At 55.2% G+C, this 26693-nt stretch carries 21 protein-coding genes and 4 tRNA genes; 18 read left to right on the forward strand and 7 right to left on the reverse strand.

The features are described from left to right. Positions 1 to 16: 16 nt before the first annotated feature. From GWQ29_RS10920 to yjjG, 6 genes are all read left to right on the forward strand, one after another. Positions 17 to 93: transfer RNA gene (locus GWQ29_RS10920), tRNA-Met, on the forward strand. Between the two features lie 102 nt (positions 94 to 195). Next, a tRNA-Met gene (locus tag GWQ29_RS10925) sits at positions 196 to 272 on the forward strand. A 101-nt stretch (positions 273 to 373) separates the two neighbouring features. Then, a tRNA-Met gene (locus GWQ29_RS10930) sits at positions 374 to 450 on the forward strand. Positions 451 to 552: 102 nt separating this feature from the next. Further along, positions 553 to 629 (forward strand) — tRNA-Met (locus GWQ29_RS10935). Between the two features lie 180 nt (positions 630 to 809). Continuing rightward, the gene (locus GWQ29_RS10940) at positions 810 to 2306 is read left to right on the forward strand and encodes a leucyl aminopeptidase family protein (RefSeq protein WP_005311105.1); all 1497 of its coding nucleotides are present in this window, start codon (positions 810 to 812) and stop codon (positions 2304 to 2306) included. Between the two features lie 8 nt (positions 2307 to 2314). After that, entirely contained in the window at positions 2315 to 2995 is a 681-nt protein-coding gene (yjjG, locus tag GWQ29_RS10945) for a pyrimidine 5'-nucleotidase (RefSeq protein WP_275919412.1), read from the forward strand. Between the two features lie 75 nt (positions 2996 to 3070). On the opposite strand, the gene GWQ29_RS10950 is transcribed toward yjjG, so the two are convergent. The 5 genes from GWQ29_RS10950 to elyC all read right to left on the reverse strand — a co-directional run bounded on the left by GWQ29_RS10950 (position 3071) and on the right by elyC (position 9592). Continuing rightward, a complete protein-coding gene (locus GWQ29_RS10950) occupies positions 3071 to 4327 on the reverse strand; it encodes an amidohydrolase (RefSeq protein ID WP_275919413.1) in 1257 nt (418 codons plus the stop codon). 1391 nt (positions 4328 to 5718) lie between these two features. Then, positions 5719 to 6681 (reverse strand): IS1595 family transposase, encoded by a 963-nt coding sequence (locus GWQ29_RS10955; RefSeq protein WP_275919414.1) that lies wholly within the window; start codon positions 6679 to 6681, stop codon positions 5719 to 5721. A gap of 125 nt (positions 6682 to 6806) precedes the next feature. Then, positions 6807 to 7778 carry a 6-phosphofructokinase gene (gene pfkA, locus GWQ29_RS10960; RefSeq protein WP_265462992.1) on the reverse strand — a complete coding sequence of 324 codons (972 nt, stop codon included), beginning with the start codon at positions 7776 to 7778 and terminating at the stop codon, positions 6807 to 6809. A gap of 152 nt (positions 7779 to 7930) precedes the next feature. Further along, positions 7931 to 8686 (reverse strand): triose-phosphate isomerase, encoded by a 756-nt coding sequence (tpiA, locus tag GWQ29_RS10965; RefSeq protein WP_275919415.1) that lies wholly within the window; start codon positions 8684 to 8686, stop codon positions 7931 to 7933. Positions 8687 to 8821: 135 nt separating this feature from the next. Then, positions 8822 to 9592 (reverse strand): envelope biogenesis factor ElyC, encoded by a 771-nt coding sequence (gene elyC / locus GWQ29_RS10970; protein ID WP_275919496.1) that lies wholly within the window; start codon positions 9590 to 9592, stop codon positions 8822 to 8824. A 128-nt stretch (positions 9593 to 9720) separates the two neighbouring features. On the opposite strand from elyC, the gene cmoM reads away from it, so the two are divergent. The 7 genes from cmoM (at position 9721) to GWQ29_RS11005 (ending at position 19191) form a co-directional block, all read left to right on the forward strand. Then, positions 9721 to 10497: a tRNA uridine 5-oxyacetic acid(34) methyltransferase CmoM gene (cmoM, locus tag GWQ29_RS10975; protein WP_275919416.1), complete on the forward strand. Its 777-nt coding sequence runs from the start codon at positions 9721 to 9723 to the stop codon at positions 10495 to 10497. A gap of 193 nt (positions 10498 to 10690) precedes the next feature. Then, positions 10691 to 12025, forward strand: coding sequence for a chromosome partition protein MukF (mukF, locus tag GWQ29_RS10980; protein ID WP_005311139.1), 1335 nt, complete (start codon positions 10691 to 10693; stop codon positions 12023 to 12025). Continuing rightward, complete coding sequence (gene mukE / locus GWQ29_RS10985) at positions 12006 to 12743, forward strand: chromosome partition protein MukE (RefSeq protein ID WP_021140832.1); 738 nt, start codon at positions 12006 to 12008, stop codon at positions 12741 to 12743. The genes mukF and mukE overlap by 20 nt, the downstream gene beginning before the upstream one ends. A 45-nt stretch (positions 12744 to 12788) precedes the next feature. Further along, entirely contained in the window at positions 12789 to 17216 is a 4428-nt protein-coding gene (gene mukB, locus GWQ29_RS10990; protein WP_275919417.1) for a chromosome partition protein MukB, read from the forward strand. 243 nt (positions 17217 to 17459) lie between these two features. Then, positions 17460 to 17846, forward strand: coding sequence for a septal ring lytic transglycosylase RlpA family protein (locus tag GWQ29_RS10995; protein ID WP_275919418.1), 387 nt, complete (start codon positions 17460 to 17462; stop codon positions 17844 to 17846). Between the two features lie 257 nt (positions 17847 to 18103). Then, positions 18104 to 18571, forward strand: coding sequence for a GNAT family N-acetyltransferase (locus GWQ29_RS11000; protein WP_275919419.1), 468 nt, complete (start codon positions 18104 to 18106; stop codon positions 18569 to 18571). A 308-nt stretch (positions 18572 to 18879) separates the two neighbouring features. Then, positions 18880 to 19191 carry a putative quinol monooxygenase gene (locus tag GWQ29_RS11005; protein WP_275919420.1) on the forward strand — a complete coding sequence of 104 codons (312 nt, stop codon included), beginning with the start codon at positions 18880 to 18882 and terminating at the stop codon, positions 19189 to 19191. 257 nt (positions 19192 to 19448) lie between these two features. On the opposite strand, the gene GWQ29_RS11010 is transcribed toward GWQ29_RS11005, so the two are convergent. Next, entirely contained in the window at positions 19449 to 19676 is a 228-nt protein-coding gene (locus GWQ29_RS11010; protein ID WP_275919421.1) for a transposase, read from the reverse strand. Between the two features lie 124 nt (positions 19677 to 19800). Next, positions 19801 to 20400, reverse strand: coding sequence for a thiol:disulfide interchange protein DsbA/DsbL (locus GWQ29_RS11015; protein ID WP_275919422.1), 600 nt, complete (start codon positions 20398 to 20400; stop codon positions 19801 to 19803). A gap of 407 nt (positions 20401 to 20807) precedes the next feature. Here GWQ29_RS11015 and GWQ29_RS11020 point away from each other — a divergent pair, with 407 nt between their 5' ends. The 5 genes from GWQ29_RS11020 (at position 20808) to GWQ29_RS11040 (ending at position 26566) form a co-directional block, all read left to right on the forward strand. After that, on the forward strand, positions 20808 to 21383 hold the full coding sequence (locus tag GWQ29_RS11020) for a fimbrial protein (RefSeq protein ID WP_275919423.1): 576 nt from the start codon (positions 20808 to 20810) through the stop codon (positions 21381 to 21383). A 222-nt stretch (positions 21384 to 21605) separates the two neighbouring features. Beyond that, the gene (locus GWQ29_RS11025; RefSeq protein ID WP_275919424.1) at positions 21606 to 22199 is read left to right on the forward strand and encodes a hypothetical protein; all 594 of its coding nucleotides are present in this window, start codon (positions 21606 to 21608) and stop codon (positions 22197 to 22199) included. A 99-nt stretch (positions 22200 to 22298) separates the two neighbouring features. Then, positions 22299 to 22997 carry a molecular chaperone gene (locus GWQ29_RS11030; RefSeq protein WP_275919425.1) on the forward strand — a complete coding sequence of 233 codons (699 nt, stop codon included), beginning with the start codon at positions 22299 to 22301 and terminating at the stop codon, positions 22995 to 22997. Positions 22998 to 23142: 145 nt separating this feature from the next. Further along, the gene (locus GWQ29_RS11035; protein WP_275919426.1) at positions 23143 to 25545 is read left to right on the forward strand and encodes a fimbria/pilus outer membrane usher protein; all 2403 of its coding nucleotides are present in this window, start codon (positions 23143 to 23145) and stop codon (positions 25543 to 25545) included. Positions 25546 to 25549: 4 nt separating this feature from the next. Next, positions 25550 to 26566, forward strand: a complete 1017-nt coding sequence (locus tag GWQ29_RS11040; RefSeq protein ID WP_275919427.1) for a fimbrial protein — start codon at positions 25550 to 25552, stop codon at positions 26564 to 26566. Positions 26567 to 26693 lie beyond the last annotated feature (127 nt).

Raw genomic sequence — 26693 nt, forward strand, 5'->3', positions numbered from 1 at the left:
GGCAGTAAAATTCGGACGCGGGGTGGAGCAGCTCGGTAGCTCGTCGGGCTCATAACCCGAAGGTCGTCAGTTCAAATCTGGCCCCCGCAACCAACTATTTGTGCTCATGGCGAGGCTGATGCCAAGCGGTGAGCGTAAAGACAGCGAACTACTTCTGCTCGGTAGTACGCGGTGATAAAGGCAGTAAAATTCGGACGCGGGGTGGAGCAGCTCGGTAGCTCGTCGGGCTCATAACCCGAAGGTCGTCAGTTCAAATCTGGCCCCCGCAACCAACTATTTGTGCTCATGGCGAGGCTGATGCCAAGCTGTGAACGTAAAGACAGCGAACTACTTCTGCTCGGTAGTGCGCGGTGATAAGGCAGTACAATTCGGACGCGGGGTGGAGCAGCTCGGTAGCTCGTCGGGCTCATAACCCGAAGGTCGTCAGTTCAAATCTGGCCCCCGCAACCAACTATTTGTGCTCATGGTGAGGCTGATGCCAAGCGGTGAACGTAAAGACAGCGAACTACTTCTGCTCGGTAGTACGCGGTGATAAAGGCAGTACAATTCGGACGCGGGGTGGAGCAGCTCGGTAGCTCGTCGGGCTCATAACCCGAAGGTCGTCAGTTCAAATCTGGCCCCCGCAACCAACTTTCCGTTGTTTCCCTCTTTCTGTATTACCCCTTCCTTATATTTCCCTGTGTGTCCAGCCGTTCGTCACATAAGTGCATCATGACGCTTGATATTGATTTTCAAGTGTAAATCTGGTCGTCTTCGCGTTTTGTTGGGTATCATCAGTGATATCTCTTCATGGACGAGGGCCTTGCCCAATGATGCAAAATTTCACTTATCTCCCCCCTCAAATCGATATTCACGATGCCACCCTGAGTCAGGCCATGACCAACGGGCTCTCGGCCAACTTGTTGCTGATCGCGGAAGAGTTGCGTGATCCTGTTCTTGCCATGCCCGAATTTGCCCCCGTGGCGACCCAGATAGCGCTGGGCCAGAAGGCTCCCTACAGCCTGGTGCAGCATAACAGCCTGCAACTGGTGGTCTTCATGGGCAGCCATCCTGTACGTGATCACGCCCTCTACAAGCAAGCCAGATCCTGGGTAGTCCCCTTGGCGGGCCTCAAGATCGAGCGGATGGGGGTGCACCTTGAAGGGTTTGACGAAGGGGACAGGGCGCTGCTGGCCGAGCTGGCACTGGCTTGTTTGCTGGCGGCGAACGTGCCCATGCCCAGTCACAAGCACTGTGTCGAGGACGAGTGGCGCTATCAGCAGATTGCAGTGTCACCGCGCTGTGTGCTGGATCTGGCGCGGATCTACGCCGAAGCCGAAGGCAACGGCATGGCTCGACATCTGGCGGTATCGCCAGCCTCCGATCTCACCGCGCGCAGCTATCGGGAGTGGGTACGTCAGTTGGCTCAGGTCGAAGGGTGGCAGTGGTTCGAGTACGATCAGGCCCAGCTGGCCGAGCGGGGCGCCGGCGCCTTCATCGCAGTGGCGAGAGGTTCAGAAGACAACCAGGCCGCCATGGTCAAGCTCAGCTACTGCCCGCCCAATCCGGTGCGCCGGGTGGCACTGGTGGGCAAGGGGATCTGCCACGACTCGGGTGGCTACAACCTCAAGGTCGCCGGCAGCATGTATGGCATGCACCTGGACATGGGCGGCAGTGCCGTGGCGCTGGGTGCTCTCTATGCGATCAGCCGGGCCAGTCTGCCCTATGAGGTGCACTGCTGGCTCGCCATCGCAGAGAACCACATAGGCCCGCTGGCTTACCGGCCGGGGGAGGTGGTAACCGCGCTCAACGGCACCACCATAGAGGTGGTGGATACCGATGCCGAAGGGCGCATGGTGCTGGCGGATACCCTCTGTATGGCGGTACAGGACAATCCGGATCTGCTGATCGATTACGCCACCCTGACCGGTGCCTGCAAACGGGCGCTGGGCAGCCGCTACAGCGGTGCCTTTACCAACCGGCCCCAGTGGCTCTGTGACTTGATAAGTCTTGGCCAGCGCAGCGGCGAGCGGATCTGGCCCTTCCCGCTTGATGAGGACTACGACGACAACCTCGATAGCGAGTGGGCCGATCTGCTACAATGTGCGCCGGGCGCGTCGCCGGATCACATCGATGCCGCCCGTTTTCTCAACCGCTTTGTGCCCCAGCAGACCCCCTGGTTGCACCTCGATTTGAGCGGTTTTCGCAGCAAGGGGGGCAATGGCGTGGTCAGCAGCGAAGTGACCGGATTCGGGGTCCGGTTGACGCTGGACTTGTTAGGCAGCCCGTTGGGCCGCCGCCATGAACTCGATGAACAAGAAAATTAAGGAATAACGTGAAAGTACCAAGTTATGACTGGGTGTTGTTCGATCTGGACGAAACACTGCTCGATTTCCCGGTCGCCCAGGCCCTGGAGCAGACCCTGCAGATCTACGGTGTGGCGCCCACTCCCCCCAAGATGGCGGAGTATCACGCGCTCAACCACCGGCTGTGGCAACAGTACAATTCGGGCGAAATTGATGCAGCGCACCTGCAGCAGACCCGTTTCTCCCTGTTCGCCGAGCAGGTGGACGTGGCGCCCATGGCGATGAACGACACCTTCTTGCAGCAGATCATTGCCCTGAGTGTGCCCCTTGAAGGGGTCGTCGAGACACTGGAGGCCCTCAAGGGCCAGGTTAGGATGGGGATCATTACCAACGGCTTCAGCCTGCCGCAGCGCGGTCGCCTCAGCAAACTGGGCTGGAGCGATTGGTTCGAGCCGCTGGTCATTTCTGACGAAGTGCAGGTGACCAAGCCGGCCGCCGCCATTTTCCAGCATACCCTTGCCTTGATGGGGCAGCCGAGCCCGGCACGGGTGTTGATGGTGGGGGACAACCCCAAGACCGACATCGCCGGTGCGGCGGCCCAGGGGCTGGCCACCTGCTGGTACAATCCGGCCCGTCACGACACCGAGTGCGAGGCGACCCACGAGATCCACCACTTCGCCCATCTCTCCACCATAGTGCTGGGGCAGTAAGCACCAGGGCAGCAAGCGGATCGCCAGACACACAAAAGGCAGCCATCAAGGCTGCCTTTTGTGATCTTGAGGGGATCAGGTACCGAGGCGGCTGAGCAGCCAGGACTCGAGCAGGGCAACCCCGTGTTCCAGCACTGCTTCATCGAAGTCGAACTCCGGATGGTGGTGAGGCGCGGCCAGATTGGCGCCCAGGATCAGGTAGGCGGCTTCGCCACCGTTACGCTGCACCCGCTCGATGAGAAAGCCCGCATCCTCGCTGGCGCCAAAGCGGCGGGTGTGGATGGTCTCAAGTTTGAGCGCCTGAGCAAGCGGTACTATCTCTTCGAGCAGGGCCGGGCTGTTCTCGATGCCGATGGCTTCCCCCTGCTTGCGAATCAGGTAGGTGGCTCCCTGCATCATGGCTGCCCCTTCCACTATCTGCTGCACCTGGCCGAACATGTAGTCGTTGAGCGCCGGGGTGGCACCACGGGTCTCTCCCTGCAGGCGGGCATGGCCCGGGATCACGTTGCGACCGCTGCCACCGCTGAGCTGGCCCACGTTGATGCGGGTCATGCCATCGCGATGTCGGGCAATGCCGAGCATGGCTGTGGTCGCCGTGCAGGCTGCCGCCAGCGCGTTGCTGCCCGCGTTGGGCTCAAGACCCGCATGGGCGGCGCGCCCCATAAACTCCACATCGAATTTGGTTGAGCAGAGAAACTCGGTGGGATTGACCACCAGCTCGCCACTGGCCGCATGAATGCCGATGTGCAGCGCCAGCAGGGCATCCACATCGTCGAGCTGACCACCGGCTGCCAGTGCCTTGCCACCACGGCACCCCTCTTCGGCGGGTTGGAAGAACAGCTTGATGCGGCCGCTGAGTCGCTCTGCCAGGGGTGCTATCCGCTCGGCCAGCACCAACCCGATGGCGGTGTGGCCGTCGTGGGCACAGGCGTGCATCCAGCCGGCGTTGCGAGACTGCCACCCCTCCTGGCTGGGGGGATGCAGCTCATCCTGGCTCTCGTCCACTTCCACCGCATCGATATCGAAGCGAAAGGCCAGGGTCGGGCCGGGACGACCGCTGTCCCATACTCCCATCACACCCGTTATCTCTTCGATGCGCGCCAGCCAGTCGGGATGCGCTCCCTGGCGTAGGGCGCGCTCCTTCTGGGCTTGTACGTCGACCTCCCGTCCCATGATGAGGTTGCTGGCCAGCAGCTTGTCACCCAGCATGACTTCAAATCCGAGTTTTGAGAGGTGGTGAGCAATGAGGGAGCTGGTGCGAAATTCACACCAGGCCGCTTCGGGCAGACGATGAAGATCACGACGCCAATGGCGAAGAGCATCTTGTGTCATGGTAATTCCTGCGTGGCGAGTTCAGCGGATATTGTGACGGGCAGGGGAGCAAGAGTAAATCCCGCTGACAAAATGCAACAAGGGGAGCGATGAGGCTCCCCTTGTTGGTGATGGCGATGACGTCCAGCTTGTTTAGTGTGCATCAACCCGTTCTAAATTCCGTTTCAGGCATCATCTCGAGTGAGGCAGTCAAAAAAGACAGGAAACGGTGGAATAGTCAGCGCCAAAGCGATGGTTGTCATTCAGTAATACAGGGTTCTGGATAATTAACCGGCTCAGAGCTGTGACAAGGACGGCAGAGAGACGGCAACCAGAGTGAAAAACACGGTAAAAACGGCAGTAACAACAAACTCTTTCATATTTTGTCTCCCTTGGCTGACTCTTGATGGGACCAAGATACCATAACTGTGCAGTAACACAACGACAAAATGTAATTATGTGGCTTATTGTCGAGCTGGTGGTTGCTAAGCCTTGTTTTTGTATTTTTGAGGGTGTTTTATCACCACTCCGTTCATTTCTATGGAGTGAGACGTGCTATTTTTTAGTTTTTGTATATAAATTCAAATGCTTACATTCTTTTGTGGTGATGTTTTTGGTGGGTTTTATATGGAGCTTTTGTTGGATTTGACCAGTTTTATGCGCAAAAATGGTCTCCTGCTGCGCCTGAAAGTGTCGCCACAAGCAGGGTTGGCGGTCTCAGGGTAGGATAGGGTGTTGATATCCAATTTTTGGTTCAGTGAAAGCACGCAGGCCATGGGTGGCGTCACTTGCAGGGGATTGTCACTCTTCTTGTTTTTCAGTCAGAGGGATAAAAAGGATGAAAAAGGTGGGCTTTCACTGGGATAAAGAGCCGCCGGGGCCAGCGGGAAGGAATTTCACATTTTCCCGATGCCATGCACCTGTGGATGCGGGCTGAGTGACATTGCGGGTCGGTATTTTTGGCATTTTCAGGTGCCTATTGGCCGTTGATCAGTAACTCGCTGCACAGTCACTGCGCTGTCATCGGCTTCTTCTTCCGAGCGGTTTGTGGCGTTTTCACGACAGCTTGAGAGTGTGATGGGGGTGAATAGGAGGAAAGAGCCTGAATAATATGGGAGAAGGGCGGGGCGAGTGGTGACACGGGTTGGCGTTGCAGGGGGACACTGAGGCACTTCCCAATCACCCAGTATGGGCACCGACAGCGGAAGGCTTGCTAACCCCTGGCTTCGCACAGCAAGTCAGCGGATCCTGGTGACGGTCTTGAGTGGCCGAGTGAGCCAATCAGTCTTGTGTGAGTGGTGCGAGCGAACGAGAAGAGTGAGATGAAGAGTAAAGCGGAGTGCCAGTAAAGCCGGGCATGCAATGCCGCTGTTTACTGCTGACGCTGCGGTAAACAAGGCGGATTAAAAAGGCTATGTCCCAATTACGTGTTGCATGGGGTGCCCCAGCGCCTCATGCAAACACGCTTTGATATTCACCCCCCTTCCGTAACGTTCCAGCATCCTGCGCCAACCCAGGTAATTCTTCAGGTATTGGGTCGCCACACCATGGAACCGCTCCATCCACTCTTTCAACCGATGGTGATATCCGTTTACATGCTGGATGTGATACGCACCAACCACCCGTTCGCCCCGACGATTGTGCACCACTTGATGGGTTACCCCCTGCGCTTGGCTGAAACTGGCATACACGCCCGCACCATCGCTACACAGTACCGCGTCAGGTGAAACCAAGGGCTTCAAGACCGTTATCACTGTTTCGGCATTCATCTTATCCAGCTGAAAATCCGCATGGTGGCCTGCCCGGTCTTGCACCACCATCACCGGGATGTAATCCGGCCCGGTTCCACGGGTTCGCCCTTTACCACCGCGATGCCGTGGCGGACGCGGCAGTCCCCGTTGCCCCTTGAACGATTCGAGGAAGAAGGTCTCATCAACCTCAATGATGCCCTCTTCCCGTGTGGCTTGATGGGTTGCCATCGCGCGTAAGAAGCGGTGACGCCAGAGGAAGGCGGTATTTTTGCTGACGCCGCAACGCAGCGCTGCCTGACGGACGGTCAGCCCTTCAATGAGGGCCTGCGCGTAGTCCTCCCAGCACTGGGCTTTGCGCAACCGGGCCAGGGGCGTCTTGGTGAGCACGGTGTTGGTGCGCAGACACAGTTTGCAACGGTAGCGGCGCAGTCCCCGACTCCATCCCCAAGGCGCCAGCTGAGCAGGATCGGCCTGACAATGAGGGCAACCGCTGCATGCTGGTAACTGGGTATTGAGTGAGGTAATGGCGTGTGGCGCCGTGAGCTCCTGCTGGGCAACACGGCGCTGGCGCAGGGTAAGCAGTGGAAAGAGGGATAACAGGTGTTGAAAGGCTGGGGTATCCATGATGGTAGACCTCAAGGTGATGGCCTACTTCAAGCTTAGCCTTTCAACACACAATTGGGACAGAGCCATTAAAAAACCCTCCAGCGGAGGGTTTTGTCACAACAACCTGATGCAAGCCATGCGGCTTAGAACAGGGTGGTGGAGAGATCGTACAGCTCCTGATTGAACGGGCGCTTCAGGTTCTCGATGCAGTCGATGATGTCGTGGTGCACCATCTCGTTGCCCTGGATACCGACGCAGCGACCACCCTGGCCTGCCAGCAGCTGTTCGACGGCGAAGGCACCCATGCGGCTCGACATGATGCGATCGCGCGCAGTCGGCGAGCCACCACGCTGGATGTGACCCAGTATGGTGGCGCGGGTTTCGCGGCCAGTCATGGCTTCGATGTCCTTGGCCAACGCATTCACGTCGGTGACGTGTTCACAGATGGTGATGATGGCGTGACGTTTACCTTTTGCTTCGCCTTCCTTGATCTGCTGCAGCAGCTTCTCTTTGTCAAAGGCCACTTCCGGTACGATTACGTACTCGGCACCACCGGCAACGGCGGCAGACATGGCCAGATCGCCGCAGTGACGACCCATGATCTCGACCACTGAGATACGGTGGTGGGAGCTGCAGGTATCGCGCAGACGGTCAATGGCATCAACCACCACGTTCAGGGCGGTATCAAAACCGATGGTGAAGTCGGTACCGGCGATGTCGTTGTCGATGGTGCCCGGCAGGCCGATGCAGGGGAAACCCTCTTCGGTCAGCTTCTTGGCACCCATGTAGGAGCCGTCACCGCCAATCACCACCAGGGCATCAATGCCGTGTTTTTTCAGGTTTTCGATCGCTTCGGCACGCACGGCCGGATCTTTGAAGGCGGGGAAACGGGCAGAACCCAGGAAGGTACCGCCACGGTTCACCACGTCGGAGACGCTGTGGCGCTCCAGCTTGACGATCCTGTCCTGATGCAGACCGAGGTAGCCATCATAGATGCCATAAACTTCCAGGCCATGATGCAGACCGGCGCGCACCACGGCGCGAATGGCTGCGTTCATACCCGGTGCGTCACCACCACTGGTCAAAACACCAATACGTTTGAGTTGTTTGGTCATGAGTGCCTCTGGATCTGAGTTGTCAAATACGAATGTTTGGAAATAGACAAGCCACTTTTACTATATCGGCTTTCGTATGGGATGCGGGGGCCGCCATAGGAAAAGCGATACAAGAGAGGGGACACACCCCTCTCTTTGTCAGTAATGCGAAATTACTTGGCAGCGCCAGCGATGATCTGGGAGAAGTCGTCCACTTTCAGGGACGCACCACCCACCAGGCCACCGTCGATGTCCGGCTGACCGAACAGGTCGGCAGCGGTTGCACCAGTGACGGAACCGCCGTACAGGATCTGTACTTTGGCAGCCACGGCGCCATCAAAACTGGCCAGGTACTGACGGATGTGAGCGTGAACGGATTGAGCGATTTCCGGGGTAGCAGTCTTGCCGGTACCGATAGCCCATACCGGCTCATAGGCAACCACGGCGTTGCTGAAGGAGGCGATGCCGCAACGGTCGATGACGGCTTTCAGCTGGGTCTCAACCACTGTCTTGGTCACGCCGGCTTCGAACTGCTCCAGGGTCTCACCGATGCACAATACGGGGATCAGGCCCGCTTTCTGGATGGCTTCGTACTTGGCGGCTACCACGTCGTCGTTCTCTGCGTGCAGGGTACGGCGCTCGCTGTGACCGACCAGGGAGTAGGTGCAACCGAAGGCTTTGAGCATGGAGGGGGCGTTCTCGCCGGTGAAGGCGCCGGACTCGTGAACGTCGGCATTCTGGGCACCGTAGGCAATCTTGCTGCCTGCGGTCAGCTGCTCAACCAGACCCAAAAAGATAACCGGCGGGCAGACGGCGACTTGCACGGAAGGATGAGCGGCAGCAGCCGGGGTCAGTCCTTTGATCAGAGCTTCTACAGAAGCTTTGGTGCCGTTCAGTTTCCAGTTACCCATTACCAGGTGCTGTCTCATCTTGTAACTCTCCTAGGCATTTGATTGCGCGACATTATATGAATTGAACCGAGCCCAAGATAGCTGACCCGGCGGCAAATGACGTAATTTTTTTTCGCTTTCCTGATCCAAATCAGGAATGAAAGGCTCGATTGCTCAATCGTTAACCTGCCCTCGCAAACGGGCCCACCATACCCCAATCCATTCGTGAATGGCAGCCTCGGAATACATCAGATAACGCCCCTTCGGCAGGTAGCTGTAGAGGGGTTGCGCCACCTGACTCTGCTTGGCTGTGTAGTCGGTGGGGGCCGGCACCGCATCGAGTCCCTGCCCTTGATACAGCGCCATGGCCCGCGGCAGGTGGGTTGCCGAACTGACCAGCGCCACCCGCTTGCCCTTGAGATAACGGCTGATGCTGATGGCCTCGTCATGGGTGTCTTTGTTGTTTTCAAACAACGTCATTCGGGATCTCTCTATCCCCAGGCTGGCCGCCATGCGGGCATTGACCTCGGCGTTGGAGAGGGGATCCCCCGATACATAGCCGGAGAAGACCAGTGTGGCCTGGGGGTAAGCCTGGGCGAGGCGTACGCCTTCCAGAGTTCTTGCGAGGGCGATATTGTTCTGCCAGGCGCGCTCAGGGATCGCCGGATCGCTCACATGGCCGTTGCCCAACACCACGATAGCCTCTATATCAGGGTGTTGGCTTATCTCGAACGGCGGGAAGCTCTGCTCCAGCCCTCTGGCCAGCTCATAGCTCACCGGCCGCATCCCCATCAGAGCAACAATGACCAGGGAGCAGGTCGCCAGCAGCTTGCCGGTTTTCTGAAAGCGGGTGAACCAGAGCAGCAAAAGCGCCAGCAGCAATAAGGAGAGGGAAAAGGGCAGTGGCATCAGCAATTGACCCAGCCATTTCTTGATAACAAACAAGTTGGCGGCAAACAGGTTGAGCTCAAACACTGGGATGTCGTCCTTGAGTTTTCAGCAAATTCGGGATGTGACAGAATACCCCTCTTTTTTCGTCAGGCCCAATGCTGCGGCCAAAAGTTGAGTGAGTCTTGAAGCAAGATCAGAGTTTTGACGGGCGTGCCGACAAGTTTGCTCGCAACATTTATGACTCCACCAAGGGGCGTATTCGCACCACTGTGGTCTGGAGCGACATTGAAGCCTGCCTGGCTCGCCTTGGCAACCGGCCCCTGCGCATCCTGGATGCGGGGGGCGGATTTGGCTATTTTTCCCAGAAGCTGGCGGCCATGGGTCATCAGGTGGAGCTGTGCGATCTCTCCGCCGAAATGCTTGAACTTGCACGGGTCCAGATCGCTGAAAAGGGGCTGGAAGACAGAATTCGTCTCATCCATTGCCCCATTCAGGATCTCAAGGCCCACGTGACCGGCACCTTTGATCTGGTGCTCTGTCACGCCGTGCTGGAGTGGCTCGCCGAGCCGCGCCAGACCCTGCTCGGTCTGTTCCCTTTCGTCAATGCAGGGGGCATACTGTCGCTGCTTTTTTACAACCGTCATGGTCTGTTGTTTCAGAGTCTGGTGGTGGGCAATTTCGACTATGTGCGCCTTGGCCTGCGCAAGAAGCGCCAGACCGCCCTGACCCCCACCAATCCGCAGTTGCCTGAACAGGTTTACGACTGGATTGGGCGAGGTGGCCTCAAGATCATTGGCAAGACGGGGGTGCGGGTCATTCACGACTACATGCGCCACAAGCAGGATCAGGTCGAGAAGTTCGATGATCTGCTGGCCATGGAGCAGCAATATTGTCGCCAGGAGCCGTTTATCTCCCTGGGCCGCTATATCCATGTGATGGCGCAAAAGCCAGTCAGCTGATGGGTCGGAGAGTGGGTCGACTGGGGGATAATCCCTTCGGTGCTCTTTGCCGTCCCTGGGTCAATGCATCCATGTAATGGCGCAGAAACCGTCAAGCTGACAAGCAGTCTGTCTGGCAGCCTTGTAATAACAACGAGATGGTCAGTTTCATATGATGAGACCGTCCCACGGATAACAACGAGATGACAACGTCATGATGAGTACATCCCGTACCCTGCCCGAGCGTTCTGTGCCGGAGATAGTAGGGTGGGTCAGGCAGGAGGGGTTGGCGCTGAGCCTGCCTACCGACCGGCTGGCCTTTCTGATTGCAATCAAGACACTGTCCGAAGATGAATCGGACTTGTCGGAAGCGGCGCTGCACGATGCCTTTGGCTATGTCAGCAACGCTTTTGGCCAGATGGACGAGACCCTCACCGGTCGTGCCAACAACGCCATCAACGATCTCATTCGCCAGCAACTGCTGTCGCGCTTCAACACCGACATGGTGGCGGGGGAGAGTCTCTATCGCCTGTCGCGGCTGGGGATGGGGATCGTCGACTTCTTTATGGATCAGCGTCAGGTTGACTCCATCAAGCTCTCCATCCTGCTCGAACACCTGGCGGCCGAGCTCGACACCGCCCGCAAGGCGGCGCTTGAGACCAACACCCGCGAGCAGTGGGACGCGGAAGTGTTGCCACGGCTCACCTTCTCGCTGGAAGAGACGCTGGGACGCATCGACTTGACCCAGCGCGCCATGGATGAGCAGCAAAATCAGGTCAAGAGCGAGATAGCGGCCCTGTTGACCCAGAATTGGGTCGATGCCATCCACAGCTGCGAAAAGCTGCTGCACGAAACCGGCCAGACCCTGCGTGAGCTGCAAGATACCCTGGACGCTGCCGGCCACCGCCTGCAGGCGGGGCTGCTCAATATTCAGGAAGCAGCCCAGGGGCGCGACGATCTGTTTCACGTCGAGGAGCTGACCCATGCCTTGCAGGGACGGCTCGATGTGATCACCAGCTGGGGCCAGCAGTGCATCGAGCTCTGGTCCCGTTACGATCGCCACGTCCACAAATTTATCCGCAATGCCATCGACATGGACAAGAACCGCGCCTTCAGCCAGCGGCTGCGCGACTCCATTCGCAATTTCGAGCAGCACAACTGGCAGCTGCGCATCGCCGAGGAGCCCCGTCTGCTGGAGCTGCGGGATGAAACCATTGCCATCCACGACGAGGAGGTGACCGGTGAGGTTCCCCTCGAGATGGAGTACATGGAGATGGTGGACATCAATCAGGCGCTGGCGGAGCGCATCGAGCGCTACCTCGCCCGCTATCCCGAGCAGGGCCATCAGCTGGATGTGGCCGATGTGCTGCGGGAATACCTGCTGGATTACCCGGCTCACGCCCATTTCGATGTGGCGCGTCTTCTGATCGACCAGGCCGTGCGCCTGGGCCATGCCAGCGGTGAGCGCGAGCTGCACCGCCAACCTGCATGGAAACCCATTAACCAAGCTGGATCCAAGGTTCAGGCCTATGTCATTGATCAATACTGAATTTCCCTTGCCGCTGCGGCTCGCAGAGGCGATTGCCAACCCCTTGTTTCCGCGCATCGATACCGCCTTGCGTTCGGGCCGTCACATCAGTGCCGACGATTTCGAACAGCACTCGGCGCTGGTGGAGTACCACAACGAGCTGGAGATCTTCTACGGCCGCTATCAGGTGGAGCTGATCAAGGCGCCGGAAGGCTTCTTCTATCTGCGCCCGCGCCCCAGCGCCGACATCGGCACCACTGTGCTCTCCGAGCTCGATATGCTGGTGGGCAAGGTGCTCTGCTACCTGTACTTGAGCCCGGACCGTCTGGCCTCGGAAGGGGTGTTCGCCATGGGCGAGCTGCAAGAAGAGGTGTTGAGCCTGGCCGACGAAAAGCAGCTGCTGCGCATGGTCAACAGCCGCTCCGGCGGCACCGACCTCGACAAGAAGAAGCTGCTCGAAAAGATCCGCACCTCCATGCGCCGATTGCGTCGCCTTGGCATGATCACCGCTCTTGGTAACAGCGACAAATTCCGGGTCAACGAATCCGTGTTCCGCTTTGCTGCCGACGTGCGCTCCGATGAAGATCCCCGCGCCGTTCAGCTGCGGATGATCCAGGAGGGGGAGGCCATCTTCCACGATGACGAGATGCCGAGCAGCGATTCGCTGTTTGAAGACATTGAAGCGGATCTTGATGAAGAACAGCTTGAACTGGAGGTCGAAGATGACCTGCAGCGTTAAATACAAGGCCCTGATGGAGCCCTTTGCTTTGATGGAGAGTGTGTCGTGAGAGGCAAATTCAAATCCCTGACCATGGTCAACTGGAACGGCTTCTTCGCCCGCACCTTCGATCTCGACCAGCTGGTCACCACCCTCTCTGGCGGCAACGGGGCGGGCAAGTCCACCACAATGGCGGCCTTTATCGCTGCCCTGATCCCTGATCAATCCCTGCTCCATTTCCGCAACACCACGGAAGCGGGCTCATCCAGTGCTTCCCGTGACAAGGGGCTCTACGGCAAGCTGCAGCGCGGCCACTGTTATTCTGTACTCGAGGTGATGAACAGCCGCGAACAGCGGATCTGGGTCGGTGTGCACCTGGAGCAGGTAGCCAACCGTGACAACAAGGTCAACATCACCCCGTTCGCGCTGGTAGATGTGCCAGAGCAACTGCAACCCACCGATCTGCTGCTGGAAAAGCTCGACGACGGCAAGGGCCGGGTGCGCGCCTTTACCGATCTGAAAGGGGCGGCCGCCGAGCTGGGGGCCATGAAGGTCGCCAAGTTCAATACGGTGACCGACTATCACAATTTCATGTTCGAGTTCGGTATTACCCCCAAGAAATTGCGCGATCAGAAGGATCGCGGCAAATTCTATCGCCTGATCGAAGCCTCCCTCTACGGCGGCATATCTTCTTCGATTAGCCGATCCCTGCGCGAATACCTGCTGCCGGAGAACTCCGGTGTGCGCAAGGCATTCCAGGACATGGAGGCAGCCATCTATGAAAACCGCCGCACCCTGGAAGCCATTAAAGAGACGCAAGGCCAGCGGGATCTGTTCAAGAACCTGATCACTGAGACCACCCACTATGTGGCGGCGGACTATGTGCGCAACGCCGCCGAGAAGAACCGTCTCTCCGAGCTGGCCCTCAAGGCGCGGCAGGAGCTGGCGGGCAAACGCCGCTTGCTGGCTGAAGAGAAGCAGCGTGCCATCTATCTGGCTGACGAGGTGGATCAGCTCACCAACCGTGAGAAATTGCTGACCGACGAGCTGGAATCTGCCGCCGAGCATCTGGCCAAGGTGATGGCCGCCGTTGCTTTGCAAAAGAAGATAGAGATGTATCGCGCCGATCTGGCGGAGCTTGTCGACAAGCTGGAGCAGCAGCAAGCCGTGGTGGAAGAGATCCATTGCCAGTTGCTGGAAGTGGAAGAGCGCAAAGAACTGGCGCAGACAGAGGTAGACAGCCTCAAGACCCAGCTGGCCGACTATCAGCAGGCGCTGGACATTCAGCAGACCCGCGCCATCCAGTACCGTCAGGCGGTGCAGGCGCTGGACAATGCCCGCGAGCAGTGCGAGCTGCCGGGGCTGACTGCCGAGCAGGCGAGCGACACCCTGCACCAGTTCCGCACCGCCGAGCAGAGCCTCACCAGCCGGATGCTGGGGGCCGAGCAGCAATTGGCGCTGGCCAAGGCGGCGGTGGCCGAACACGAAGCGGCGTTGGCGCTGCTGCTCAGCATCGCACCCGAAACAGTGCGCGAGGCCGCCTGGCCTACGGCGCAGGCGCTGCTCAAGCGTCACATCGAAGACAAGGCTCGCATTGCCCAGGGACAGGGGCTGCGCGCCGCCCTGGCTCGCCTCGAGAAAGAGAGCGAAAGCCAGCAGGCGCTGTTCAAACTGCGCGACGAGCTGCAGCAGGCTTCCGGTCAGCTGATCGCGAGCCAAGACGAGCTGGAGCTGTTTCTTGAGGCCCAGCGCACCCGTCAGGAAGAGCTGGCCGATCAGCAGAGCGATCTGAACCAGCGTCGCGCCAGCCTGGAGCATCAGGGCGCCCAGCTGGGCCGCGATATCGGCGAGCTGACCAGGCTGGCCCCGCGCTGGCTCAAATCCTTTGAAAAGCTTGAGCAGTTGCGCGAGCAGAGCGGATTGCCGCTTGCTACCGCCGAAGCGCTCTCTGCCGGCATGCAAACCGTGCTCGACAAGGAGCGCGAGTTCGAGCAGGAGAGCAATCGCATCGCGGCGCAGAAACAGGCGCTGGAGCTGCAAATTCGCAACCTGCAGCTGGGTGCTGGCGAGGCCGATCCGCGCCTGGCCCGCATCGCCGAGCAGGTGGGGGGCGTGCTGCTCTCCGATGTCTATGACGACATCTCCATCGACGATGCCCCTTACTACTCCGCGCTGTACGGCCCGGCCCGCAGCGCCCTGGTGGTGCTCGACCTTGAGGGCGCTATCGAGCGGCTGAAAAAGCTGGAAGATTGCCCGGAAGATATCTACCTGATTCAGGGCAACCCCGACTCTTTTGACGAGGATCTGGTGGAAGCGGACGAGCTGGGGGACGCCGTGCTGGTGCGCACCAGCAAGCGTCAGGTGCGCTTCTCCCGCTACCCCGAGCTGCCGCTGTTCGGTCGTGCCGCCCGTGAAAAACGCATTGAACAGCTCGATCTTGAGCGCGAAGGGCTCATCGAGGGTTACGCCAAGGCCGCCTTCGAGCAGCAGAAGTATCACCGCCTCTACGGCCACTTCCGTGACTTTATCGGCCAGCATCTGGATATCGCTTTCCGTCCCGACCCTGAAGCCGAAGTACAGGCCAAGCAGGCCGAGCTGCGCACGTTGCAGGGCGCCATAGCCGAGTGCGACAAGCAGCTGAGCGAGGCCAAAGCGGCCGCCGCCCAGCTGACTCGCCATATCCAGCTGGTGCAGGGGATGTTGCCCTTTGCCCACCTGTTTGCCGAAGCCGATCTGGCGGCCCGTCTCGAGGCGGCTCACGCCGATGTGGAAGCGCTGAAACAGGCCGAAGCCTTTATCGCCAAACATGGCAAGGCGCTCGAGAAGCTCGAAACCCAGGTGCAGGTGCTGCGCCAGGATCCGCAGGATCTCGCTGCGCTGCAAGTTGCATATGATGAGGTGAGCGAGCTGTTGGCCGAGCAGAAGCGCCGTTGCTACGCCCTCGATCAGCTGGTAGCCCGTCTGCCGCACTTTGCCTATCAGGATGCGCAAGACCTGCTTGGTAAGGCGTCTGAAATGAGCGAGCGACTCAAAGAGAAGCTCAAGGCTGCCGAGCTGGCGGCCCGCACCGCAGGTGAGCAGCACAAGCAGATTGCCCAGCGTCACACAGAAGCGCTGCAACTGCGCACCGCGCTCGATTCCAGCGCCTCGGCCAAGCGCCAGACCCTGAACGAGTTCGAGCAGGAGCTGGCGGCCATGGGGCTGACACTGTCGGACGACATGGAAGAGAAGTCACGCGCCCACAAGAAAGAGATCGAAGAGCTGCTCATCCGCACCCGTTCCCGTCGCACCAGTGCCGAGGCCCAGTTGCAGGTGACCAAGCGCGAGATTGAATCCCTTGGCGGTCGACTCAAGCTGGAGGGCAAAGATTACTTCACTGCTCGTAAATCACTGGTTAGCCACAAGGCGAGCTGGTCGCGGGTGGTGCGTCTGGCACGGGACACCGACGTCGAGAAGCGCCTGAACAAGCGCGAGCTGGCTTACTTGGACAGCGACGAGCTGCGCTCCATGTCTGACAAGGCCCTCGGCGCCCTGCGGGTTGCCGTGGCCCATGACGAGGCCCTGCGCGATGCGCTGCGTCTGTCGGAAGGCAATCGCAGCACCGAGCAGAAGGTCGCCTTCTACGTGCAGGTCTACCGTTACCTCAAAGATCGCATCCGCAACGACATCATCCGCTCAGATGATCCGGTGGAGGCGATCGAGGAGATGGAGATCGAGCTGGCGCGCCTCGCTGATGAGCTCAAACAGCGTGAAAACCACCTGTCGCTCTCCTCCCACGAGGTGGCGGCCAAGATCACCAACATCATACGCCGCGAGCAGAACCGTATCCGGGTGCTCAACCAGGGCTTGCAGAACATCGCCTTCGGTCTGGTGCGCGGGGTGCGCCTCAACGTCAATATCCGCGAGGCCCATACCCGCCTTCTCACCGCGTTGGCAGATCAGACCGCCATGCACAACGATCTGTTCGCCGACAAGGAGCTCAGCTTCTCCGAGGCGATGGCCAAGCTGTTCCAGCGTCTCAACCCGCAAACCGAGCAGGGGGATCGCAGCTATCAGGTGATGGGCGATGTCTTGCTCGACTATCGCAACTATCTGGAGCTGGAGATAGAGGTACAGCGCGGCGCCGATGGCTGGCTGCGGGCCGAGAGCGGCGCGCTCTCCACCGGTGAGGCAATCGGTACCGGTCAGGCCATCCTCTTGATGGTGTTGATCAGCTGGGAGGAGGAGTCCCGCCGTCTGCGCGGCAAGGATATCGCCCCTTGCCGCCTCTTGTTCCTCGATGAAGCGGCGCGCCTGGATGGCAAGTCTATCGCCACCCTGTTCGAGCTGTGCGAGCGGCAGGATATGCAGTTGCTTATCGCGGCGCCGGAGAACATCAGTCCCGAGAAGGGCACCACCTACAAGCTCATCCGCAAGGTGCAGGGCAAGCACGAACACGTGCACGTGGTAGGGCTGCGTGGCTTTGGTTTTAGCGACGACAAGCTGATCGCCTGACCTGCGTCTGGTGCACATCCTGACAAGGGCTGACGGGTAAATACATGAACGGGAGGCTTGGCCTCCCGTTTTAGTTGAAAAACATGGCAAAGTAGCCACGTTGCCCTCGGGTGTGGAACCGCGAGACAGTTTATGAACCTTTTACTGGCCATCCCGATCTGGCCGTTTTACGTGACGACAACAAGACCGGCCATACCGGCAAGGGGATCAAGGATAAAGCGCATGGCGGATAGGAAGGGAAAGATGCAATACATACAAAAAGGGCTGTTGTTATCTCTTTGCCTGTTGCTGGCAGCCTGTAGCAGCCGATATGACGACAGCCACGGCGGCAGTTGGCGCGGTTATACCGAAACTGGGCTCGCCTCTTATTACGCCGACCGCTACCACAATAAAAAGACCGCCAGCGGCGAGCTTTACCGCACTCACCTCAACACCGCTGCCCATATGACGTTACCCTTTGGCTCCCTGGTCAGGGTCACCAATATCGCCAACGGCAAGAGCGTCGTGGTCAAGGTCAATGACCGCGGTGCTTTTAAACGCGGGCGGATCATCGACCTCTCCAGGTCTGCCTTCAGCAGCATTGGCGACACAAGATCCGGCCTTATCAAGGTCAAGGTCGAGGTGTTGTAGCGGGCAAGAGGCGCTGTGTTGGAAATGCATTGGATGCAAGGCAGGCAGCAGATTGGCTCATCAGTTGCAAAGGAGTTTCGTGGCCGATGCCACCTGTCTTGAAATCCATCGATATCATCGAACGCCCAGATGACGACCTGGCCCTGATCAGCTTTGTATAAAAACGGTTCGCGCTATCAGAAGCGGAATACATATCCGGTGGGAGAGTCATCATGCTGCCGAGCCCACCATATTGGACATCATTCACAATGAGTTGCATGGAATTCAAACCCTTCGGTGACGTGCGCGCAGAGGATTTTCTGCCCCTGGTCAACGATGAGACAGTGAGAAAACATCTGATTGATCATCCCCCCTTCGATGCGGCCAGTGTGCGCGCCTGGATGGATGACAAGATACGGATAGACATGTTACCCGGTTGCCGCGTGCGGGCCCTTGTCATCGATGGTGTTCTGGTTGGCTGGTGCGGAATACAACCCGACGGCGAGGGCGTCGAGATTGCCATTGTCATCGCCAAAGCGGGTTGGGGGGCGGGGATTGCCATCTTCAAGGAGATGATGGGGTGGGCGCGAAGCATGGGCCATCGGGAGGTGCTTTTTCATCTGCTGGACACCCGCCCCGCATACCGGTTCCTCGCCAGACGATCCACCAGAGTGAAAAAGACGACCTTGTCGGGGTGTGGCTTCACCACGTATTACCTCAGCGTAGAACAATGGTTTGCGAACTAATGGCGGACAACTGGCGCTTTGCCAGTGCATGAAGTGCCGCCCGTTGATCTTGTCGTCCTGAAGGTTATTTTCCCCAGTGGCGCTGGCGCCAAACCCCTGCCTGCGTGCTGAACTAAGGGATGCCTGCCAGCTCTACCGGATCCTCCGTTGTTCATCCGACGGAACACTCTGTCCATCCTGCCCATCTATATCCATCAACCGGCCATGCATACACTGCTGCCATGTTGATGGATGAGCTTTCATGAACGTAAATGCAGAGATGTTGGCTCATCCTGATGTCTTGGTGGTGTGACAGTGGAGAGATATGGATGAAGATAACGTCAGACAAAATAGTGTCGATTGCGGTGCTCAAAGCACGACCTGGTATGAAGGAACGCCTGCGCCATGAACTGCTCAAGCTTGTCGAGCCCACGCGCCACGAGCCGGGCAACCTGGATTATGTGCTGTTCGAATTGCGTGACGAACCGGACACCTTCTATATGCGTGAAACTTTCGTCAGTCAGGCCGCCCTTGATGACCACTGCGCGACCGACTATTTTCAAGCCTTTTCCAAGCAGGCCGATGCATTGTTGGCAGAGCCCCTGCGGCTGATTTTTATGGAAGAGGTGAGCTACTCATAAATGTATTGGGCCAGCTGCTGGCCCAATTCCCCCTCGGCCTTCAGGGCTTGCGAGAGGGTGCTAACACCCGCTGTACCTCGCCACGGCTGGCTTGGTGTAGTGCCAGCACCTTTGCCCTGAGTCTTAGCTGGCCTTGCTGCTTGCGCGAAAAGGCGCAATAGCTGCTGCGATTGATCTCCAGCACGTCGCAGACCACCTCTATGGGATAGCTATCTTTGAGGTGGTCTATTTGCGCGAGGGCGGTATCGAGTCTGACATCAAGAGAGCGGTGGCTTTTTTAGTATTTCTTTCTCCATTTCCAAGCGTTTCACCGGGCTTCCAGCTCCTGGATCCTTCACGCTCCTGTTGACCCAATGATGCAAGCTGGTTTCGCCTACCGCCATGGCCGGACAGGCCTGGGAGACCGAGTAATGCTGATCGAGTACCAGTGTTGCAGCTTGCATTTTGAAGTCAGCGGAAAAGGAACGGCGGATCTTCTTTATCATGAACACCTCTCTCTACGTGAGGGCATTCTACCGCGTTCATGAGTGTCCAAATTCATTGGACCACTTCAAGGAGCTCGTGAGGCGTTTGAAGTGTGGTTGCCGCTTAAGCTCCTGTATATGGGTCTTATTTTAGCAGCAGGAATGCCACTAACTGATTGAACTGCTCCTCTGAACGAAGGGACTCAAGCTTAATAACGTACTTACCATTTATTAGGAAAGTCGGCGCAGCACGAATGTTGTATTTTTCAGTGTTGTGATCAAACTTGGACACCATACCGATGGCAGCGAAGCTATCAACAATGCCATCAAATTTTTCAGCTGGAACACCACTCTCTACGAAAATTTGTCTCACGTCAGCACGACTTTTTGGATACTGGCGTTGTTGCATCTTGTGAAAAATTGCCGCGGTTATTTCCTCTTCCACATTAAGCAGGTTAGCTACCGCATAAGCTCGCTGCATTTGCGGACCCATGTCTCGGCCTAAAAAGGCCACATGATTTTTCTTTAGCTGTACACCTTCAGGCAGAGTGTTCTTCAAATCTTCGATAATGGGTTCAAAATTTGCACAACTTGGACAGAAGTAGGAGAAAAACTCCAGTACTTCCGGTTGATCACTGCCGGTATTGGAGAGTGTCTCATAGTTGATACCCTCCTTAAATTGTGGCGAGGCATAAGACATGGGTAGTATTAACATGGCGGAGAAGAACAATATGATTTTTTTCATGTTTTTTTCCTTATGGGGATCCTTGGTGGGGTATGTCAGGTGAAGTGAAGGTGGGCGAGTTTATAATTTCATTGGCGTAAACTCAATGACCAAAACGATGAGGATGTGGCTGAACTTCTCGAAATAAATACATTCAGCAGTCTCAATGTCTAATAGATGGATGACATCCAACCCCATTCAGGTCGCAAGGTGGCTGCTGTTCTGTCTAGGCGAGGTATGCTGGGGCAATGGAATGGGCTTACAATTTAAGCAATTGATTAAAATTAATTTATGAGAGATTTGTAGGTTTTTTCCTACCTTTATTGTGGTGATTGGATGATGGTGTGTAAGAGGGGGGGCATGTATTATTTCCGCCGTCAGACAAACTGACATTTGTGTTCAATATGGTTCATTAGAGAAACATTACAATGAAAAAAAATATCCTTGCATTAACTGCCTTGATGGTCCTTAGCGCTACTGCTCACGCTGAATTGAAAGACTCTGAAAATACTCTGCATATCAACGGTAAAGTAGTATTGGATGGCTGTGCCTTTGAAGATGGAACCATAGAAGGCAAAGTGCTGAATCTGGAGCTGGGTGAAGTTAGCCTTGCCAGTGTCAAAAAAGCACCGACCGATATCTTCGCGACCATTGGTGGTGATAGCAGTACTGCGCTGGTCTGCCCGCCGGGTATTGCCACTGTGAAGATGGCTTTCAAGCCAGCCGCCAGCTCTTATGACGGTGATGTGTTGCTGAATATCAAGGAGGCTGCTGAGGGCGGTGCTAGTGGTGTCGGCTTTAAGGTAAAGGCCGCGCTGGGCACTGATTTGGCGGGCGCCAACTGGATCGATTTTTCCAACCCAGAGAGCAAACAGGTTACTGTTAGCGAAAATGGCAAGGTCGATATGATTTTTGGTGCCAACTATGCTCTGAGTGACGAGCTCTCCAATAGCAAGCCGGGTGATGTGGAAGCTAATCTGCCATTTGTATTAAGTTATATGTGATATATAAAATACGGAATTGAAGGGATATGCAGTTTAAATAATGACATATGCTTTTTGATGTAGAAATATAAGTCTTGCCGCATAAAATATATCAGATGATATCTGATTGTATTGTGCGGCGGGACTTTCCATGAGGCGTGTCACCATTATTGTGTTTTTTAATTAAGTTCCTCTGGTTGAGTGTTTGTTCTCTTACCTTAATAGACTAAGGAGTTAATGGTTATGCGATTTTTAATCGGCATAATGAATATTGTTTTATTGGGTCTTGGTAGTTCTTCTGCGCTAGCTGAAAATGGACGATCCTTGGGTGAAATACCTATCGAAATAAAAGCTAAAATTGTCGGGGAAACATGTCAGGTTCTCAATGGATTTCCTGGGGATTTATTGGTTGATGTTGGCGAGGTCCCTCTGGAGAGTATTAAAAATGCAACTTCGACTATGGGGTATGAGCATAAATTAAATGATGTTAAGATGACGTTTAAATGCACTTCTGGTACCCGTGCTAAATTCACGTTGAAAGTTGCCAGCCCAGAGTGTGCTGAAAAGATACCTTCTGGTTGGAGGTACTTATGTGGTGGTCAAAATAAAAGCATTGGCATGATGTCTAAATTTTCATATTTAGATACTGAGAGTGGGAAAGAGACCGACATTAATGGGAAAGCGGATATGGATGGAAATGATATATATAACTTGAAGTTGGATGACTCGGAGGGGGTTATCTCTGTGGTAAAAGTGTTTATGTCAACGTTAAGAAATACTGAGCCTTCTCCAGGGGATATCGCTTCATCTTATTTGTTGACTCTGTGGGCAGATTAATCTTAAAAAAATTTAATAAAATTTTTTCTATGAAAACACTAGTTTGATAGATGTGCTTATTAAGTGGTGGGTTGTTGAAATCAATCAAGCGAGGTTAAAGTGATTATCAGATTAATTTCATTTTTCGCACTAGTACTTAGTGCCTGGTCGGCTCATGCATCTATCCAGCTGTCTAGTACCCGACTTATTTTTGAGAAGGGAAGTCGAGAGGTTTCTGTCACGGTTCGGAATAAAGGCGATGTGCGTTTGGTACAAAGCTGGCTAGACAAGCATCAGCCAACAGATCCTGTGCCGCCTTTTGCGGTGACGCCGCCACTTGCCAAATTGGAACGTGATAGTCAGCAATTGTTACGGGTCCACTACGCTGGTAGCGGCTTGCCAGCCGATCGCGAATCCATGTACTGGTTGGCGGTGCAGGAGATCCCGCAAAAGGCCGAGGGGCAGAATGTGATCCAGTTGGCCGTGCAGCAACGGATCAAGGTGTTCTATCGCCCTGCGGGCTTGCCTGGCAAGGCCATGGAGGCTCCTAAAGCCCTGACGCTCTCGTTAAAAAATAGCGAGCTTACCATCAACAACCCGACCCCTTACTTCATCAATTTGTCTTCCGTCGCACAGGGCGAGCATGACCTTGGTGGTGACACGATTGCACCCTTTGGATCTCTTGTGCTTCCCGCTTCTGGCTTGATCGCTAGCAGTGCATTGTCACTGACCATAGTCAACGACTTCGGTGCGCATATGCCATGGCAAGTTCAATTGAATCAAGGCATAGGACAAGGGTTGACCCTGGTCTCTCCTTAATAAAGAAAGAAACTCTGATCCAGTAGTAATGCCGGTCATCAGAACCCATATGAAGGTGTATATGCAGTCTCTTTACATATCGGGGCCAGTGATCATGCTTTCGCTGTTCTCTGGTGGGGGCGTGTTGGCTGCCTCAGGCATGCCAGTGAACGACAAACTGACATTTAATGCCGGCTTTATGCAGGGGTTGGAGGTCGATCTCGACAAGTTTCTTGCCCAAGGTGCCATCCTGCCGGGTAGTTATCGGGTAGATCTGTTTCTGAACCAGCAACTTGTTGCTCGAGAACTGGTCACATTTATTCAGGAAGGCGTCGAGGTTTCCCCTTGCTTGCCTTCCGATTTATTGCAGCGTATCGGCGTTGATATGCCGACATTAGCCAAGACACTGGGCGTACAGGGTGAGGCTTGGCCAACCTGTATCGATCCAAAAAATATTGAGTATGGTAACTGGCAGTATGATGGAAGCAACCAGCGACTGGACATCAGTTTACCGCTGGAGCTGGTGCCCAAGATTGCACGAGATGAAGTCTCTCCTGCATTGTGGGATCAGGGGATTATGGCAGCCTTTGTTAATTACCGTCTGAGCAGCCATTGGAATCAGCAGGGTGGTCGGGGAATTAGCGAGCGCCACAACGGCAGCTTTACATCGGGTATTAATGTGGGCCCCTGGCGCTTGCGCAACCATGGTTCAGCCAGTTACAGCGATGGCCAGCTGACATGGCGTAGCGAACAAAGCTATGCCGAGCGCGATATCACCCGCTGGAACAGCCAGTTAGCCTTGGGTGAGGTCTATGCCGAGTCACAATTGCTCAGTGCGCCGCGCTTGCGCGGTCTTACACTGGGGACCGATGAGCAGATGCTGCCTGCGCACATGCGTGGCTACGCCCCCGTGATAAGTGGTGTTGCACAAACCAATGCGACTGTGGAAATTCGTCAGGGAGGAGAGGTGTTGTTGCGCACTTCTGTACCAGCAGGCCCTTTTACGTTGCGGGATATTCCGACGCGAGGCAGCAATGGTGAATTGGAAATCACCATCATTGAAGCGGATGGCAGTCAACGGACTCAAACACAAGGTTTCGGGATGGACGCCATCATGGTGCCCAAGGGGGCAACACGTTATCGCCTTAATCTGGGTGAGCTTGATGATAGTGAATTGTTGGGGGATCGCTGGTTTGGTAGTGGTGAAGTTATTTATGGTTTGACCTCTAACGTTACCCTTGGGGGAGGCTTACAGGGCAAAAAAGATTATTTTGCCCTCAATATGGCGGTCGGGTTGGGGACATCGTTTGGTGCCATGTCTTTTGATGTTACTCACTCAGATAGTCTTGCCCGTCATGATGTACATGTGCGAGGCCAGAGTTATCGAGCTCGCTTCTCACGCCAGTTTATGGAGACGGGAACGACCGTTGGTGTTACGGCCATGCGTTACTCTGATAAAAATTATCGGACCTTGAACGATCATATAGCGGATAGTAAAGAACAGGCACAAGAACAATCTTCCCACAGTAAAGCACAATTGTCTGCAGCCATCAGCCAATCATTACCGGATCGCTATGGCAGTCTGAATCTGTCGTTTAATTATGACGAGTTTTGGGGCGCAGAAAAAAGCCGGACCAGCTTGTCCGCAGGCTATAGCAATAGCTGGCAGCGTTTGAGTTACAACGTCAATGTAGAAAAGAGCCGAGCAGGAAATGGCAGTGACGACACTCGCTTTTCGGTTAACCTTTCCATGCCTCTGCAATGGGGGGGGGCACGTAACTGGCTCTCGATAGGCTCCAGCCATACAGGTGACAATAGCTACAGTAATATGGGCATTGGTGGCTCATACGAACAATTCAGTTATGGTCTACGTGCCAATACAGACCATGCTGATAATCAAAGCTGGTCAGCTAGTGGTAGTGGCCGTGGCAGATACGGTGATGGTTCCCTTGGATACAGCCAAGGCAAGAATTATCGTGCACTTCATGCCAGTTGGAATGGCTCGCTCGTGGCACATGAGGGCGGTATAAACTTGGCTCCTGGTTTTATGGATGGATTTATTCTTGCAGAAGTCGAGGACACGGAAAGTGTCGGTTTTGCTGGACAGAATGCCAAGACAGGTAATAACGGCTATGCCGTATTAAGTACCTTTACTCCTTATAAACGAAATTGGGTTAAAATAGATGCTAAGACCTTGCCTGATGATGTCGAAATTGATGGAAATGATAGTCAGGTAGTTCCACGTAAGGGTGCAATAACCAAAGTGGTATTTCCTGCCAGGAAAGTCATTAGAGCCCAGTTTGAACTACGTAGTGCGAGCGGTAAAATACTTCCATTTGGCACTCAGCTTGAAAGTAAAGATGGTGAGTTATTGGCGATGTCAGACCCGCATGGTAGAGCGATGGCGTTATTGAATAAGCCTGCTGGGGTACTTGTTATCAAAGGAGACAAGATGCAATGTGTTGTACCTTATAGTCTGCCGAGTGCACCGACCGCAGGGCAAAGCTATCATCAGGCAGTGTTACAGTGCAGTAACAGTGATGATGTAAATACAGACCAAAATAGGTAGTTAGATGATGCTAACCAAGCATGAGTTAATATGGGTGTTTCTGTTTGTTGCGGCTTTTGCTTTGCCATGGCAAGTACACGCTGAATGTCGAGTAATAAGTGGCCCAGCAATGAACTTGAACTACGACTATCAACGTGATCGTTCGCCAGGCAGCCCGGATCCGATAGCAATAGTTCAGTTTGAGACAATTCTAACGTGTGATGATGTAGCTGAGGGAGAGGCATGGCCGCTACTCGTTATGAGCCATACAGGATCTGGTTATTCGACACAGTCGACCTCTAATATAGGGATGGTGAACTTGCTGAAGGGTATGCAGGATTCTGTTGGCTTCGTATGGCGCAATAGTGTGGATGGCAATGAAAAGCGTATGTCTTATAGTCATTCTGAAAATATGGAGCGTTCTTTAACTAAATCTGGAAATACAATAAGAGTACATGACGATTTTTATTTTTATTACATTACTGGGATGCTGCAACCTGGTCGTGATATTTCACCTTCGCCTATCAATGTAAGCTATAAAAATAAAAGTGGAGCTTATCCTCTATATTCATTAGAGTTTCCATCTATCCCTTTGTTTGCTCGCTCGTGTATGCTCAACACTGCACGTATGGCAATTGATTATGAGACCATACATGCGGACGATCTTAGAAGCCCAGATAAGGAGCCATTACCTCAGTTAGTGCGCAGTCAAGACCTTGAGTTGGTTTGTGATCTCGGCACAAATGTGGGATTTCGCGTCACCCCGGCAAAACAACAGATGAACAATATCATGCTCATGTCTGATACCCTTGATAGCTCAGCCAAGGGAGTGGGTGTTAAAATGCGTTATAAAAATATGGCGCGTAGTCAACATGAAGTCCGTTTTGGGGAAACGCTACATTGGGGAAGAACACCTGAGACAGGACCTGTTTCATCACAAAAAATAAACATCCCACTTGAATTCTATCTGGTGAAAACGACGCTGGAGGTTAACCCAGGGGAATTTGAGGCGACAGCAACACTTGAAATGCGATATGAGTAGTGGTAACTCTGGCATCAAAGTTTTAGTGGGTGTTGATATATACCAGAGTATGGATCTTCTAAATTATACTGGGAACTGATTACTTGAGTTATATAGTCGAGATTATAAGATGAGTAAATCGATATGG

This window comes from Aeromonas sp. 2HA2 (genome assembly GCF_029237345.1).
In the GTDB taxonomy this organism is placed as follows: domain Bacteria; phylum Pseudomonadota; class Gammaproteobacteria; order Enterobacterales; family Aeromonadaceae; genus Aeromonas; species Aeromonas salmonicida.